The sequence below is a fragment of the Pseudomonas sp. B20(2017) genome (assembly GCF_002113125.1).
Taxonomy (GTDB): Bacteria; Pseudomonadota; Gammaproteobacteria; order Pseudomonadales; family Pseudomonadaceae; genus Aquipseudomonas.
Genome location: NZ_NEJP01000026.1, coordinates 62,171 through 76,870 on the forward strand (window position 1 = coordinate 62,171; position 14,700 = coordinate 76,870).

General features: G+C 59.0%; 17 protein-coding genes and 1 tRNA gene. 11 read left to right on the plus strand and 7 right to left on the minus strand.

Going from position 1 to position 14,700, the window contains the following annotated elements; all coding sequences use genetic code 11:
* Positions 1 to 10 precede the first annotated feature (10 nt).
* On the plus strand, positions 11 to 961 hold the full coding sequence (locus CAF63_RS27440; RefSeq protein ID WP_007959974.1) for an alpha-E domain-containing protein: 951 nt from the start codon (positions 11 to 13) through the stop codon (positions 959 to 961).
* Positions 958 to 1,767, plus strand: coding sequence for a transglutaminase family protein (locus CAF63_RS27445; RefSeq protein WP_007959971.1), 810 nt, complete (start codon positions 958 to 960; stop codon positions 1,765 to 1,767). Before CAF63_RS27440 ends, CAF63_RS27445 begins: the two co-directional genes overlap by 4 nt.
* Positions 1,768 to 1,911: 144 nt before the next feature.
* On the opposite strand, the gene CAF63_RS27450 is transcribed toward CAF63_RS27445, so the two are convergent.
* A complete protein-coding gene (locus CAF63_RS27450) occupies positions 1,912 to 2,733 on the minus strand; it encodes a cytochrome c (protein WP_085690508.1) in 822 nt (273 codons plus the stop codon).
* Between the two features lie 582 nt (positions 2,734 to 3,315).
* On the opposite strand from CAF63_RS27450, the gene CAF63_RS27455 reads away from it, so the two are divergent.
* The 3 genes from CAF63_RS27455 to CAF63_RS27465 all read left to right on the plus strand — a co-directional run bounded on the left by CAF63_RS27455 (position 3,316) and on the right by CAF63_RS27465 (position 7,502).
* Positions 3,316 to 4,521 (plus strand): acetyl-CoA C-acetyltransferase, encoded by a 1,206-nt coding sequence (locus CAF63_RS27455; RefSeq protein WP_085690509.1) that lies wholly within the window; start codon positions 3,316 to 3,318, stop codon positions 4,519 to 4,521.
* 17 nt (positions 4,522 to 4,538) lie between these two features.
* On the plus strand, positions 4,539 to 6,683 hold the full coding sequence (locus tag CAF63_RS27460; protein ID WP_085690510.1) for a 3-hydroxyacyl-CoA dehydrogenase NAD-binding domain-containing protein: 2,145 nt from the start codon (positions 4,539 to 4,541) through the stop codon (positions 6,681 to 6,683).
* 96 nt (positions 6,684 to 6,779) lie between these two features.
* Positions 6,780 to 7,502, plus strand: coding sequence for an amidotransferase (locus CAF63_RS27465; protein ID WP_085690511.1), 723 nt, complete (start codon positions 6,780 to 6,782; stop codon positions 7,500 to 7,502).
* Positions 7,503 to 7,541: 39 nt separating this feature from the next.
* On the opposite strand, the gene CAF63_RS27470 is transcribed toward CAF63_RS27465, so the two are convergent.
* The 3 genes from CAF63_RS27470 to CAF63_RS27480 form a co-directional block, all read right to left on the minus strand.
* Entirely contained in the window at positions 7,542 to 8,513 is a 972-nt protein-coding gene (locus CAF63_RS27470; protein ID WP_007959954.1) for a magnesium and cobalt transport protein CorA, read from the minus strand.
* Between the two features lie 135 nt (positions 8,514 to 8,648).
* Complete coding sequence (locus CAF63_RS27475; protein WP_085690517.1) at positions 8,649 to 9,371, minus strand: 1-acylglycerol-3-phosphate O-acyltransferase; 723 nt, start codon at positions 9,369 to 9,371, stop codon at positions 8,649 to 8,651.
* Positions 9,372 to 9,587: 216 nt separating this feature from the next.
* Positions 9,588 to 10,277, minus strand: a complete 690-nt coding sequence (locus CAF63_RS27480) for a crotonase/enoyl-CoA hydratase family protein (RefSeq protein WP_011333225.1) — start codon at positions 10,275 to 10,277, stop codon at positions 9,588 to 9,590.
* A 307-nt stretch (positions 10,278 to 10,584) separates the two neighbouring features.
* Between CAF63_RS27480 and CAF63_RS27485 the strand changes: the two genes are divergently transcribed.
* Positions 10,585 to 10,674 (plus strand) — tRNA-Ser (locus tag CAF63_RS27485).
* A 152-nt stretch (positions 10,675 to 10,826) separates the two neighbouring features.
* Positions 10,827 to 11,147, plus strand: coding sequence for a YbjQ family protein (locus CAF63_RS27490; protein ID WP_007959944.1), 321 nt, complete (start codon positions 10,827 to 10,829; stop codon positions 11,145 to 11,147).
* A 42-nt stretch (positions 11,148 to 11,189) separates the two neighbouring features.
* Here the strand turns inward: CAF63_RS27490 and CAF63_RS27495 are convergent, their stop codons facing one another.
* Positions 11,190 to 11,468, minus strand: a complete 279-nt coding sequence (locus CAF63_RS27495) for a hypothetical protein (RefSeq protein ID WP_085690512.1) — start codon at positions 11,466 to 11,468, stop codon at positions 11,190 to 11,192.
* A 242-nt stretch (positions 11,469 to 11,710) separates the two neighbouring features.
* On the opposite strand from CAF63_RS27495, the gene CAF63_RS27500 reads away from it, so the two are divergent.
* From CAF63_RS27500 to CAF63_RS28885, 4 genes are all read left to right on the plus strand, one after another.
* Positions 11,711 to 11,899: a hypothetical protein gene (locus CAF63_RS27500; RefSeq protein ID WP_085690513.1), complete on the plus strand. Its 189-nt coding sequence runs from the start codon at positions 11,711 to 11,713 to the stop codon at positions 11,897 to 11,899.
* A gap of 310 nt (positions 11,900 to 12,209) precedes the next feature.
* Positions 12,210 to 12,578 carry a glycine zipper domain-containing protein gene (locus CAF63_RS27505; protein WP_039769955.1) on the plus strand — a complete coding sequence of 123 codons (369 nt, stop codon included), beginning with the start codon at positions 12,210 to 12,212 and terminating at the stop codon, positions 12,576 to 12,578.
* A gap of 137 nt (positions 12,579 to 12,715) precedes the next feature.
* Positions 12,716 to 13,144 carry a YMGG-like glycine zipper-containing protein gene (locus CAF63_RS27510; protein WP_085690514.1) on the plus strand — a complete coding sequence of 143 codons (429 nt, stop codon included), beginning with the start codon at positions 12,716 to 12,718 and terminating at the stop codon, positions 13,142 to 13,144.
* 124 nt (positions 13,145 to 13,268) lie between these two features.
* The gene (locus CAF63_RS28885; protein ID WP_007952178.1) at positions 13,269 to 13,433 is read left to right on the plus strand and encodes a hypothetical protein; all 165 of its coding nucleotides are present in this window, start codon (positions 13,269 to 13,271) and stop codon (positions 13,431 to 13,433) included.
* 129 nt (positions 13,434 to 13,562) lie between these two features.
* Here CAF63_RS28885 and CAF63_RS27515 read toward each other — a convergent pair whose 3' ends face one another.
* Both CAF63_RS27515 and CAF63_RS28775 read right to left on the minus strand, forming a co-directional pair.
* Positions 13,563 to 13,865, minus strand: a complete 303-nt coding sequence (locus tag CAF63_RS27515) for a contact-dependent growth inhibition system immunity protein (RefSeq protein ID WP_085690515.1) — start codon at positions 13,863 to 13,865, stop codon at positions 13,563 to 13,565.
* Positions 13,862 to 14,700: RHS repeat-associated core domain-containing protein (locus CAF63_RS28775; RefSeq protein WP_178081863.1), on the minus strand; the 839-nt coding region annotated here is incomplete at its 5' end. The genes CAF63_RS27515 and CAF63_RS28775, both read right to left, overlap by 4 nt.

Genomic DNA, 14,700 nt, shown 5'->3' on the forward strand with positions numbered 1-14,700 from the left:
GAAGCCTGCCATGTTAAGTAGAACTGCCTCGGATCTGTACTGGATGTCGCGTTACCTGGAGCGGGCGGAAAACCTCGCACGGATGCTCGATGTCAGCTATTCGCTGTCGCTGATGCCGCAGGATGGCCGCGGCGACGGTCTGCATGAACTGGCGATGCCGCTGTTGATCACCGGCACGCTGGACGATTACCTGGAACGCCACGGCGAACTGCATGCCGAGCGCTTGCTGCACTTCTTCGCCCTGGACGCGGCGAATCCGGCGAGCATCTACAGCTGCCTTGGCGCGGCGCGGGCCAGTGCCCATGCGGTGCGCGGTCGGATCACCGCGGACATGTGGGAGAACATCAACGCCACCTGGCTGGAGATCCGCGGGATCGCCAATCAGGGCCTCAGCCGTTATGGCATGAGTCGCTTCTGCGAGTGGATCAAGGAACGTTCGCACCTGTTTCGGGGGGCGTCCTACGGCACCATCATGCGCAACGACGCGTTTCGCTTCATTCGCCTGGGCACGTTCATCGAACGGGCCGACAACACCTTGCGCCTGCTCGATGCCCGTTACGAGATGGCCGGCGATCAGGCCGAAGCAGTCAGCGACGGCACCGCTCACGCCTATTACCAGTGGAGTGCGCTGTTGCGGGCGCTGTCATCGTTCGAGGCTTACACCGAGATCTATCGCGATGCGCCCGGCGCCCGACATGTGGCCGAGCTGCTGTTGTTGCGTGCCGATGTGCCGCGTTCGCTGCGGGCCTGCACCGAGGAGATTGACCAGATTCTCGCGCAACTGCCAGGGGCCAACGGTCGCCCTGCACAACGACTGGCGGCGGAAATGGACGCGCGCCTGCGCTACACCGGCATTCAAGAAATTCTCGAGGAAGGGCTGCACGCCTGGCTCACCGAATTCATCCCGCTGGTGCGCCAGCTGGGCAACGCCATTCACAGTTCCTACCTGGAGGCCGCATGAGACTTTCCATCAGCCACGAGACCACCTATCACTACGAAGATCAGGTGCGCGCGAGCATCCAGTATCTGCGCCTGACGCCTCACGACAGCGAGCGTCAGCATGTGCTGAGCTGGCAGCTCGACCTGCCGCGCCCGGTGCGCGCCCAGCTCGATCCGTTCGGCAACATCCTGCACGTGCTGACCATGGACGAGCCCCACGAAGCGATCATCATCGGCGCCCGGGGGCAGGTCGATATCGACGAGCTGCGCGAGGCGGAGCACGAGAGTCAGTCGGCGTTGCCGTTCCTGCGTTTCACCCGGCTGACCGAGGCTGACGAGGCGCTGCGGGCGTTTGCCGAGAAGTCCTGCAAGCAGCGACGGGACCGCAATGCACTGATCGACCTGATGCATGGGCTGAACCAGCACATGACCTACAAACCGGGCGCCACCGAAGTCGATACCAGCGCCGCCGAGGCGTTTGCCGGGCGGGCGGGCGTTTGTCAGGATCACGCCCACGCGTTTCTGGCCTGCGCGCGCAGCCTTGGAGTGCCGTCACGTTATGTGTCGGGTTATCTGTACAGCGAGGATTGCGAACATCTGGCCAGCCACGCCTGGGCCGAAGCCTGGATCGATGACGCCTGGTATAGCTTTGACGTGACCAATGAGCTGGCGCGGCCGGAGCGGCACCTGAAACTGGCGGTGGGTCTGGATTATCTGGATGCCTGCCCGGTGCGAGGGATGCGCCGGGGCGGCGGGTCAGAGCAGATGCACGCGAAAGTGCTGGTGTCGCCGACACCAGCGCCAATCATCTCGGTGCAGCAGCAGTAAGATCCGGGATACCGCATCGCTGGCAAGTCGAGTCGTCGCACCGCAGCTCCCACAGAAATGCCGCTGATTCAAATCCAACGCATAACCTGTGGGAGCGGGCTTGCCCGCGAAGAGGCCAGTGAGCGCACTGCAAGACTCAAGTCATCAAGGCTTAACCTTGCGCCCGGCCATGTGCTGCAAATACCCCACCAGTTTCTGCAGATCCGCATCCGGCAACACCTCGGCGGTAAACCCTGGCATCTTCGCTTGCGGCCACTGACGCAGACTTTGCGGATCGCGGATGTAGCGCTTGAGGAAATCCGCGCCGAAGTACTCGGTCGGGTTGTACGGAATATTCAGGTCCGGCCCGAACTGCGCATCACCCGCGCCATTCAGGCGATGGCACGCCAGGCAGTTCTTCTGGAACAGCGCAAAACCCTGATTCACCGGGTCATCGCCCTTCAATGCAGGATCCGGCAGCAGGGCAGGGAAGCGCTCGGCCACCGGTGCCATGCGCTTGATGCTCGCCACTTCGAACGGCCATTGTTCCGGGCTGATGTTTCCGGCCTGCGGATCGGTCCACACCAGATAGAACGGCCCGGCGCTGTGCTTGCCTTCCGACAGCGGCGGCCAGGGCTGCGCCGGATCTTCGATAGCTAGCCAGGCGCGTGAACCTTTGCTGTTCAGGAGCGGCGCGGCAGACAGCTCTGCGGCAAAACCGTCCAGCGCCACGGCTTGCAGGTGATCCTCGGGTTTGATGCCGGTCAGCAGCGCGGCAACCGGCACGGCGCGATAAGTCATGTCCTTCTTGTAGGACACATCATTCTTGACCGTGAGGGTTTGCACCTGAGGATGCTTGAGCAATTCCTCGGTCTGCCAGGTGCGGCTGTTCGCGCCCAGCTCCAGGTTCAGCTGCGCGGCACACAGGGGCATGCTCAGCAGCATGGCCCCAAACATAATGAGCTTTTTCAAGTGATCGCCATCCATGTCGTGGAAATGCGCAAAGGTTGGCACAGCCACGCTGGCCCGGGTAGCGGGCCAGGCACATTTTCAGTGGCGATGAACAATACCTGCCGCTTGAATCAGCCGATGACCTTGGTCAGGTTCGGCAGAATCAACAACAGCGTCGTGGCGAAAAGAATGAGCCCTGCTTGCCGTACTTTCGGTTGTTTGAACATGGCTTGACCGCCTTTTTTGTTATTTCCTGATGCCTGCCTGCATCTCCATGACGGCAAGCGCTGCACTTCCTGTAGCGAACGCCTGTCTCGGCAAAACCCGACGACAACGACGTACATCTTCACCTTAGGGCCCGCGTCACGCTTCGCTTAGATCCATTTCGTATGTATTTGCAACCTGTCGCGATTAAAAAGGCATGAGGCCCATTGCCAGCTTCTTTGCCGCCCGTTTGCTAGACAGCTCGCGCACCTGAACCGGTTAATCAAGCTACAGATGACCGTCCGTCTGAGCGTGGGCGTCAACGTCATTGAGCACTGTGGTCATTGAATCCCTGGCCTGCGAAGACAACAGTGACAACACGAATTTCACTCACCGCAAAGGTTCGAGGACGTCATGACCCAAGCTTTGATTTTCGACGCGTTACGCACACCCCGTGGCAAGGGCAAGGCCGACGGTTCGCTGCACAGCGTCAAACCGGTGAACCTGGTGGCCGGACTGTTGACCGTTTTACAGGCGCGCACGGATCTGGACACCAGCCAAGTCGATGATGTGGTACTCGGCTGTGTCACGCCGATTGGCGATCAGGGCTCGGACATCGCCAAGACCGCTGTGCAGGTAGCCGATTGGGACGTCAGCGTCGCGGGCGTGCAGATCAACCGCTTCTGCGCCTCGGGGCTGGAAGCGGTGAACCTGGGGGCAATGAAAGTGCGCTCCGGGTTCGAAGAGCTGGTGGTGGTCGGCGGTGTCGAATCCATGTCCCGCGTACCGATGGGCAGCGACGGCGGCGCCTGGGCGCTGGACCCGCAGACCAACCTGCACAGTCACTTTACCCCTCAAGGTGTCGGCGCCGACCTGATTGCCACCCTCGAAGGCTTCAGCCGTCAGGACGTCGATGCCTATGCGCTCCACTCACAGCAGAAAGCCGCACGTGCCCGGGCCGACGGTTCGTTCAACAAGTCGCTGGTGCCGGTGCAGGATCAGAACGGCATCATCCTGCTCGATCACGATGAGTTCATTCGCGCCGAGTCGACCCTTGAAGGTCTGGGCAAGCTCAAGCCGAGCTTCGAGATGATCGGCCAGATGGGCTTCGACGCCACGGCGCTGCGGGTCTACAGCCATGTCGAGCGGATTAATCATGTACACACGCCGGGCAACAGCTCGGGGATCGTCGACGGCGCGGCGCTGATGCTGATCGGCTCCGAAGCGAAGGGGCGTGCGTTGGGTCTGCAACCCCGGGCGCGGATCGTCGCCACGGCGGTCACCAGCACCGACCCGACCATCATGCTCACCGGCCCGGCGCCGGCCACTCGCAAGGCGCTGGCCAAGGCCGGGCTGCGGGTGGAGGACATTGACCTGTTTGAAGTCAACGAGGCGTTCGCCTCAGTGGTGCTGAAATTCATCAAGGACATGGCCGTCGACCCGGACAAGGTCAACGTCAATGGCGGCTCGATCGCCATGGGCCACCCGCTGGGCGCCACCGGTTGCGCGATCCTCGGCACCTTGCTCGATGAACTGGAAGCCCGGCGCCTGCGCTACGGCCTCGCGACGCTGTGCGTCGGCGGCGGCATGGGCATCGCCACCATCATCGAACGCCTCTGACCCCAAGGAATCCTGTCATGACCCAAGCCATTCGTTACGAAAAAGGCCAGGACGGCATCGTTCTCCTGACCATCGACATGCCGGGCCAGAGCGCCAACACCATGAACGCGGTGTACCGCGAGGCCATGGCCGAAAGCGTCGCCCGTTTGCAGGCGGAAAAAGATGACATCGCCGGGGTGGTCATCACCTCGGCCAAGAAAACCTTCTTCGCCGGCGGCGACCTGAATGAACTGATCAAGGTCGGCAAGCCTGAAGCCAAGGCTTTCTACGACATGGTGCTGACCCTCAAGGGTCAGTTGCGCACCCTGGAAACCCTCGGCAAACCGGTGGTCGCGGCGATCAACGGCGCGGCCCTCGGCGGCGGCTGGGAAATCTGCCTGGCCTGTCATCATCGCGTGGCGCTGGACGATGCGTCGGTGCAGCTCGGTTTGCCGGAAGTGACCCTCGGCCTGTTGCCGGGCGGTGGTGGCGTGGTGCGTATGGTGCGCATGCTTGGCATCGAAAAAGCCCTCCCGTACCTGCTAGAAGGCAAAAAAGTCCGTCCGCAGCAGGCGTTGCAGGCGGGTCTGATTGATGAGCTGGCGGCGGATCGCGATGAATTGCTGGCCAAGGCCAAGGCCTGGATTCTGGCCAATCCTGCGGCTGTGCAGCGTTGGGATGTGAAGGGCTATCAGATTCCCGGCGGCACTCCGTCGAACCCGAAAGTTGCTCAGATGCTGGCGATTGCGCCGTCGATCCTGCGCACCAAAACCCAGGGCACGTTGCCGGCACCGGAGAAGATTCTGTGTGCGGCGGTGGAAGGCGCGCAGGTGGATTTCGACACGGCGCACCTGATCGAAACCCGCTACTTCACCGAACTGACTACCGGCCAAATCTCGAAAAACCTGATCGGCACGTTCTGGTTCCAACTCAATGAAATCAATGCCGGCGGTTCGCGGCCGCAGGGTTTTGCGCCTTATGTGACAAAGCGCGTGGGCGTCCTCGGCGCGGGCATGATGGGCGCAGGAATTGCCTATGTCAGCGCATCGGCCGGGATCGACGTGGTGCTCAAGGACATCAACCTCGCTGCCGCGGAAAAGGGCAAAGCGTATTCGGCAGCACTGCTGGACAAGAAAGTTGCCCGCGGGCAGATGACTGCGCAGCAGCGTGAAGCGGTGCTGGCGCGTATCCACCCGACCGAAAGCGATACCGATCTGGCAGGTTGCGATCTGATCATCGAGGCGGTGTTCGAGGATCGCGATCTCAAGGCCAAGGTCTCGGCGGCGGCGCAACAGGTGGTTGGTGGCGACGCGGTGATTGCCTCCAACACTTCCACATTGCCCATCACCGGGTTGGCGACTGCGGTGCCGGATCAAAGCAAGTTCATCGGCCTGCACTTCTTCAGTCCGGTGGAGAGAATGCCGTTGGTGGAAATCATCAAAGGTGCGCAAACCAGCGAAGAGACCCTCGCACGCGGGTTCGATTTCGTACTGCAAATCAAGAAAACGCCGATTGTGGTCAACGACAGTCGCGGCTTCTTCACTTCGCGGGTGTTCGGCACGTTTACCAATGAAGGTATTGCGATGCTGGGTGAGGGCGTCAGTGCGCCGATGATCGAGACCGAAGCGCGCAAGGCCGGCATGCCAGTCGGGCCGCTGGCGATCTCCGACGAAGTTTCCCTCAGCCTGATGAGCCATATCCGTCAGCAAACGGCCAAAGACCTTCAAGCAGAAGGGAAACCGCTGATTGAGCACCCGGCGTTCGCCGTGATTGACTTGCTGCTCAACGAATACAAACGGCCGGGCAAGGCCGCGGGAGGCGGTTTTTACGAGTACCCGGCGGGCGGCCAGAAACACTTGTGGCCGGAGCTGAAAACCCGTTTCGAGAAAGCCGACGGGCAGATTTCGCCGAAGGATGTGCGTGACCGGTTGCTGTTCGTACAGGCCATCGAGACCGTGCGTTGCGTGGAGGAGGGCGTGCTGACATCGACGGCGGATGCCAACGTCGGCTCGATCTTCGGCATCGGCTTCGCGGCCTGGACGGGAGGCGCGCTGCAGTTCATCAATCAATATAGGGTGAAGGATTTTGTCGCGCGGGCGCAGTACCTGGCGGAACAGTACGGCGAGCGTTTCGCGCCGCCAGCGCTGCTGCTGGAAAAGGCTGCGAAGGGCGAGTTGTTCTAACGGGTTGGGGACGCATCTCGGGGCTTGCCTTGCCGGGTAGTTTCAAGGCAGGCTCTGGGGGTGTGCATTATTCCCATCACGTGTCAGGAATTTTTTATGTCGTTACGCATCTGCATTCTGGAAACCGACATCCTGCGTCCGGAACTGATCGATGAATATCAGGGTTACGGGCACATGTTCCAGCGCCTGTTCTCGCAACAACCGATTGCTGCCGAGTTCACGGTGTACAACGTGATGCAGGGCGATTATCCGAGTGATGACCTGACCTTCGATGCGTATCTGGTCACCGGCAGCAAGGCCGACTCGTTCGGCACCGACCCGTGGATCCAGACCCTCAAGCAATACCTGCTGAACCGCTATGAGCGCGGCGACAAACTGCTCGGCGTGTGCTTCGGCCATCAGTTGCTGGCGCTGCTGCTGGGCGGCAAGAGCGAGCGTGCGACCCAGGGTTGGGGTGTCGGCATTCACAATTACAAACTGGCGGCCAAGGCGCCGTGGATGAGTCCGGTGCGTGAAGAGCTGACGTTGTTGATCAGCCACCAGGATCAGGTCACGGCGCTACCGGAGAACGCCACGGTGATTGCATCGAGCGATTTCTGCCCGTTCGCCGCTTACCACATCAACGATCAGGTGCTGTGCTTCCAGGGGCATCCGGAATTCATTCACGACTATTCGCGAGCGCTGTTGGACCTGCGTCAGGAAGCGTTGGGCGAGCAGATCTACAGCAAGGGCGTGGCCAGCCTGGAGCATCAGCACCACGGCACCACTGTTGCGGAATGGATGATGCGCTTCGTGGCGCACAAACCGACCGCTGCTTGAATCCAGGCGCCCCCGTGTTTTGCACGGGGGCGTTTTTTCTTATAGCCAGCCCGATTTCTTGAAGCTCGCCCACAGGCTCACGCAGCCGACCGTGATAAAGCCCAATACACCGAAATAGCCGTAGTGCCAGCTCAGCTCCGGCATGTTCTGAAAGTTCATCCCATAAATTCCTGCCACTGCCGTCGGGAACGCCAGAATCGCCGCCCATGCAGCGAATTTGCGTTGCACCACGCTCTGGCGTGACGCTTCCAGCAGCACGCCGATTTCGATGGTCTGGCTGGCGATATCGGCCAGGGTGGTCAGATCTTCCATCTGCCGGTTCACATGTATCTGCACATCGCGAAAGTACGGACGCATATTCTTGTCGATGAAGGGGAAGCTCAGCTTCTGCAGTTCCTCGCCGATTTCCACCATCGGCGCCGCGTAACGACGCAAGCGCAGTACATCGCGGCGCAAACCATGAAGCTTCTGGATGTCGTATTCATTCAGTGCGCTGCACAACACATTGCGTTCCAGTTCATCGATCTCGGCGTGGATCGCTTCACCCACCGGCTGATAGTTTTCGATGACGAAATCCAGCAGCGCATACAGTACGAAATCTTCCCCGTGCTCCAGCAACAGTGGCCGCGCCTCACAGCGTTGGCGGACGTGGGCGTAGGAGGCCGAGTGACCGTTGCGGGCGGTGATGATGTAGCCTTTGCCGGCAAAGATGTGGGTTTCGATGAACTGCAGAATCCCGTGTTCGCGCACCGGTGAGTAGGTGACGATGAACAGCGCGTCGCCAAACGTTTCCAGCTTCGGCCGGCTGTGTTTTTCCAGGGCGTCTTCGATGGCCAGTTCGTGCAGGTTGAACTGGCGTTGCAGGTTGGACAGTTCCTGGGCGTTCGGCTCTTCGAGGCCGATCCAGACGAAGTGGCCGGTCTTGGCGGCCCAGGCCGCGCCTTCGTCGAGGGAAATATTTGTGACTTTCTTACCGGCGCTGTAAACCGCAGCAGCAACAACTCGACCCATGGTGGTGGTTCACTTCTTCTTGGCAGATGGCGGGGGAGGCATGGCTTCAGCTTAGCCGTGTCGCTGCTTGAGAGTCAGTGAAATCTGCACAGTTCACCGGGGCAAAAGAAAACCCGCACGGGGCGGGCTTCTTTTTCACGCGGCTTGCAGATGTCGATCCATCGCATCGATGCATTCGCGCATCTGCTCTCGGCATTGGTTGATGAGCATGGGCATGTCGTCCATGGTCAGGCCGGCGGTAGGAATTGCCGGCAGCGAGCGTATGAGAATTTTCCCGCTGTGCCAGCGATTCAGGCGCATGTGCTTGATGTAGCTGCTGACACACACCGGGACGATCGGCACCCCGGCTGCAATGGCCATCTGGAACGCGCCTTTCTTGAATGGCAGCAGTTCCTCACCCAGGTTGCGGGTGCCTTCCGGGAAGACCCAGATCGAGGTGTCTTTGTGCTGCAAGGTGTCGGTGGTGGTCAGCATCGACTGGCGCGCCTTGTGCGCGTTCCCACGATCGATCAGCACGTTGCCCGCCAGCCAGAACAGTTGCCCGAACAGTGGCACCCACTTCAGGCTCTTTTTGCCGATGCACACGGTACGACGCGGCACCACGTTACCGAACACGAACAGGTCGTAGTTGGACTGATGGTTGGCGATGATCACGCAACTGTCGGGCTTGTTCATCAGCGGGCCGACATCGGCTTTCACCCGCAGACGCAAAATGCACATCGCTGGCAGTGCATAGAGACGGGCACACAGGCGACTGTTGTCTGGATTGAATGGCCGGCACAGCCCGAGGATCACTCCGAGGATCCCCGCCAGAATAAAGTGCAGGCCCATCAATAACATACGAAACACAAACAGCATTTTCAGGCCCATCGGGACAAAAGGTGGCGCAGTGTACGGATGTGCACTGTTTTCGGCAATTGCCGCTATAGAGTCCGGAGATGGGCGATGTTTAAGCGCATGTTTCCGACTTGTTGGTCAGAGGCGTTCTAGAGCTGCTGCGGCGTTTTCAACAAGCCGCGTAAGAAAAAGCCCGACACGACAGTCGGGCTTTTATGAATCGGGGCGAGCCGGGTATCAGCCCAGATGCTCCTGATCCTGAATGATTGCGTTGTCCAGGGTTTCCAGCAGCGCCTTGCGCACTTTCAGCTTGGTGTTCTTGTGCGCGGTCATGTTGATCTTCTTCAACTGACGCGCAGCGGCAAGGGCGGCGCCTTGCAGTTCTTCGGCCGCGACCACTTTGTCGAGGAAACCGGCATCCACTGCGCTTTGCGGATCGAACATCTCGCCGTTGATCACCGAGCGATGGAAGGCCGAGCGACGCAGGCGATCACGGGCCAGCTCAATGCCGGCGTGGTGCATGGTCATGCCGATCTGCACTTCGTTCAGACCAATACTGAAAGGACCGTCGACACCGATCCGGTAATCGGCGGACAACAGAATGAATGCGCCTTTGGCCACGGCATGCCCCGGGCAAGCAACAATCACCGGAAACGGGTGCGACAACAGACGGCGGGCCAGAGTAGAACCGGCGGTCACCAGGGAAACGGCTTCTTTAGGGCCGGCAGTCATCACTTTCAGGTCATAGCCGCCAGAGAGAATGCCCGGCTGACCGGTGATGATCACAATGGCACGATCCGCCACCGCCTGATCCAGCGCCGCGTTGAAGGCCGCGATCACGTCCGGGGAAATGGCGTTGACCTTGCCGTTGCTCAGGGTCAGGGTCGCGATACCGTCTTCGAGGTGGTAGGCAATCAGGTCGCTCATGGCGCAATTCCTTATAAGAAAGATGGGCAGACGTTACCCACCGTCGCCGGTCAGGTAAAGCACTGTGACTGACCCGCCGGTCACCGTTTGCCGGCCGATGCGCAGCAACACGCCACGCGCCTGACGCCTGCGCACCTATATAGAAGGGCTGCGCCCACCCGAGATTGGCCGGATTGCCATGGCCCCTAGAAGGTGGAAGCGACTTTTTCTCTTAACCGCATGAAAATTCTGAAAAAAAGTTTGCCATCAGAAAAGCTTTCGACTACATTAGCGCGCCTCGACAGACAGAACATGTTTGAAGAGATACGGTGAAGTGTCCGAGTGGCTTAAGGAGCACGCCTGGAAAGTGTGTATACAGGAAACTGTATCGAGAGTTCGAATCTCTCCTTCACCGCCAAATTCGATGTAAACAAAACCCCTGGTTTCGAAAGAAGCCAGGGGTTTTGTGCATTCTGGTGCCCGGTTTTTTGGTCACAGAGATTGCTTCGGCTTCCCTTTGCCAGGGCATTACAATCGCGGTTTTATCCGGCCAGTAAAAGGACGTCCTCCATGATCATTTCCACCACCCACTCCATCGAAGGCCGGCAGATTACGGCGTATCTGGATATCGTCAGTGCCGAGTCGGTGCAGGGCGTGAATGTGATTCGCGATATGTTCGCCGGCATGCGGGACTTTTTCGGCGGGCGTTCGCAGACGCTGGAGCGGGCGTTGAAGGAGGCGCGGGTTCAGGCGACTGACGAGATCAAGGAGCGCGCGCGGGCCTTGCAGGCGGATGCGGTGGTCGGGGTGGATTTCGAGATCAGCATGCCGGCAGGGAAGGGTGGCATGGTTGTGGTGTTTGCGACCGGCACGGCAGTCAAGTTGCGCTGAGGCTTGTGAGCCCATTCAACGGAACGGACTCTTTACTGACAATCAGCCCTGTGGTTTGAGCAGGACAGTGCCTTTCGAATCGTAAGTCAGCGGCGTATCGATCGCGACGAAAGGCGGGGTATCGCCTGGTTGCGCGGGCTGAACCGGGTCTGGGTGGTAGATGACGCCGGGCTGCAACGGACTCGGTCCGGTTGGCTGCTTGATGACGATTTCACCTGAAGCGATCTTTTCCTTGAGTTTTTCCGCCCCGGCTTTACCGGCGGCGATCTGTTCGTCCGTGAGCTTTACAACGGGCAGTGTCGGGAATCCTTTGATTTCCATGTTCTCTCCTTGAGATTCATTGCGCAGGAAAAAGGGCAGCGGTCGGTCGCCGGGAATCTTTAGCCGCGCGGGACCAACGGTTCGTCATTGTGTTTAATTTCCGTAGGCCATTCGTCGGGCTTCGGGACATCTGAATCACAAGTCCAGGAATGACCGACTAGTCTCAAAAGCCTTGGAGGTCGATATTTTTTCAGGCGAAAGGGTTTGCCGGTGTCGGCCCGCATTTGAAAAGGGGTGAAGAGATGACTGATCCGTACATCGAAGACGACGGGGCTGAATTTCCATTCAACAATTGCGTGCGCTGCGGCCAGACCGAGTATCAGGCGGGTTTTGGCGAAGACCCGGTGCAGACCGGCAAGATCAAGTCCACAGCACCCAAGGGGCCGAAAGCCAAATTTCTGCCCAAGGTGACGGCACGTTCCAGGAAGTAATCCGGATGCCACACAGCCCCGCCATTGAGCGGGGTTTTTTGTCTCTGTTTTTTGAGAAATGCCCTACAGAAATCGCAGATTCGTCTGGTTTCTTTCACAAACTTTTCACACCCGGCTGGGTAGGGTGAAGCCATCCGTTAGAAAGCAAGTCTCCAGCCCGTCTCCCCAGCGGGCTTTTTTTTGCCTGCCATAAAACCTTTTCCAAAATCGCTGTCCAATCGGCGCCAAGTACGCTGCGACGCTGGACATTGCCGCGGCAACAGCATTCAATCTGCGCCCTTTTTTATTCCTTCTGTTGAGGTTTTTCGTCATGCGTTTAACTCTGCCTGCTCTGGTTCTGGGGCTTCTGGTTGCTCAAGGTGCAATGGCTGGCGACGGTACTGCCGCATTGGGTGGCGGTCTGGGCGGCGCTCTGGGTAACGTGGTTGGTCAGAAAATGGGCGGCAGCACCGGTGCAGCGATTGGTGCTGGTGTAGCGGGTGCGGCCGGCAGCGCATTGGCTGCCAAGAAAGGGGCTCGTACCAAAGCGGCCATCGGCGGCGGCGTCGGTGCGGCAGGCGGTTCGGTGATCGGTAACAGCCTGGGTGGCAAGACTGGCGCCACCATCGGTGCTGGCCTGGGCGGCGCAGCCGGTGGCGCGGTGGGCAGCAATCTGTCCAAAGGTCACAAGCGTCACTGATTACCAACGCGTGACTGAAAAGGCCCGGCTTTATGCCGGGCCTTTTCGTTGCTGAACGTTTTTCCCTTAAACGGCTCCAATTGCACATAGCCCCCTCCGTGGGCATACCGTCCCGACTCGGGACCTGTGAGGTCTGTATGCGCTCGACTTTAACTGCAACTGCGTTGGTTTTGGGATTGCTCATGGCTCAAGGTGCCATGGCTGCCGGCGATGGTTCGGCGGCCGTCGGTGGTGGGCTGGGCGGTGTGCTGGGTAACGTGGTTGGTGGGCAACTCGGCGGCAGCACCGGTGCGGCGGTAGGTGCTGGCGTGGGTGGTGCGGCCGGCAGCGCCGTCGGGGCGAATAAACACAATCGTACTGAAGCCGCCATTGGTGGTGGCCTCGGCGCCGCTGGCGGGTCCGTGGTCGGCAACAGCCTTGGTGGCTCCACGGGTTCGGCCATTGGCGCGGGATTGGGTGGCGCGGCGGGTGGTGCGGTCGGCAACAACCTGGGTGACGATGGCGGTCATTCGCATTCCGGCGGTGGTCACAAGCACAAGAACAAACACAAGAATCGGCATCGTTGAGGTGATCGGTGCTCTGGAAACCCGGCTTTATGCCGGGTTTTTCATGCCTGTGTGAAATGCACAGGAACGATTAGCGGCCATACTTTTCGAACGTCGTATACGAACGCGATTGACGAGGTGCGCCATGACTCCCGAAACCGAAGGCAAGGAAGAAAAAGGCCCGAGCGGATTGCCGTTTATCAATGATCCGGGGAATGAAGATCCGGGGTCGTTGATGGATGATGCGACGGTTCCGCTTTTGGAGGGTGAGGAGGAGCTTGAGTATGAGGATTTTGATGATGATGAGTGATGGGATTTCTGTAAGAGAATGGTGCAGGTTTGAGCTTTGGGGCCTATGTTTCCGGCCCCATAACATTAATGAAGTTAGTGATGCTAAAGCACAAGCGCTGCTCATTTTTGGTAAAGCCGGAAATCTTTGCTAATCCCCCCTGCTCAGCAAGTCAAGCACGTGTTCCAGCCATGTCCTACCAGAAGACCACTCGCTGGGGTAGTAGTAGGAGCAGCCAATTTCTTCAAGCAAAAAATCCTCCAACTGCTCTTCGCTAAGCTTCGACCTTAAGAGGGTCTTCAGTTCAACTTTGACGTGGAAGAGGTTCTCATCAGAAGTCTCAGAGAGGAAAAGTTTTAAAACATCGTCAGCCTCTTCATGATCACTTGTCCAATCCTCATGGAAATACCCGGCTAGTAGCTGAAAGAGAGCAGGGGATTTTGTCCTCGTCATTCTGCGAACCCCGTATGTATTCGATAACCGTCTTGCATCTTTTTGTCTTTTCGCAAGAGTAAATAAACTCCGGAGACTTTCCTCACGCTTGTTGCCTTTCTCCTTAATACGATCCCGACATGATACGGAACCGAGTCGTTAATAATGATTTGTTTTTCTTTGCTGTTTACGAAATTTTCTATTACCGCTTTGTTGGAGGAAATTACAGTCGACATAGCCTTTTCGGCCGTAGCTCTATCATAGAAGGTCGACGCTCTACTTAGACGAGGTTCCTCTTTCAAGCGTTGAGCTAATTGTGCGGCTGTTCGGTCAACATGCTTTTCAATGAAGTGTCCTCCTCTTTTTTCATGTGCTTCCAAGCCTCCGCCGGGAACAATCTCACTGTAAGGTCCATCGGCTGTCTTCGATCCCGGGCACGGATTGCAAGTTAACCCCAACGGATCCACCCACCCCGTCGGATTCGGTACGTACCGGTACTGATTCAACCCACCCGCCAGCTTCACCGGATCCGGCGTCAGATACCGTCCCACCTCCGGGTCGTAATACCGATGCCGGTTGTAATGCAGCCCGCTTTCGTCATCGAAGTACTGCCCCTGAAAGCGCAGTGGCTGGTTCAGGTAGTCCTCGGTCGCCAGTTCCAGCGAGGTGACCTTGCCGTAGGCGCTGTATTTGGCGGACCAGACGATCTCGCCGCTGTAGTCGGTCAGTTCCTGCGGGGTGCCGAGGTGGTCGAGCTGGTAGTAGAACGGGCAGGCGCGTTTTGGGCCTTTGCCGTCGAGCATCACCAGCGGGCGGAAGGTGCCGGGTTCGTAGATGAAACTTCGGTGTTGTTCCT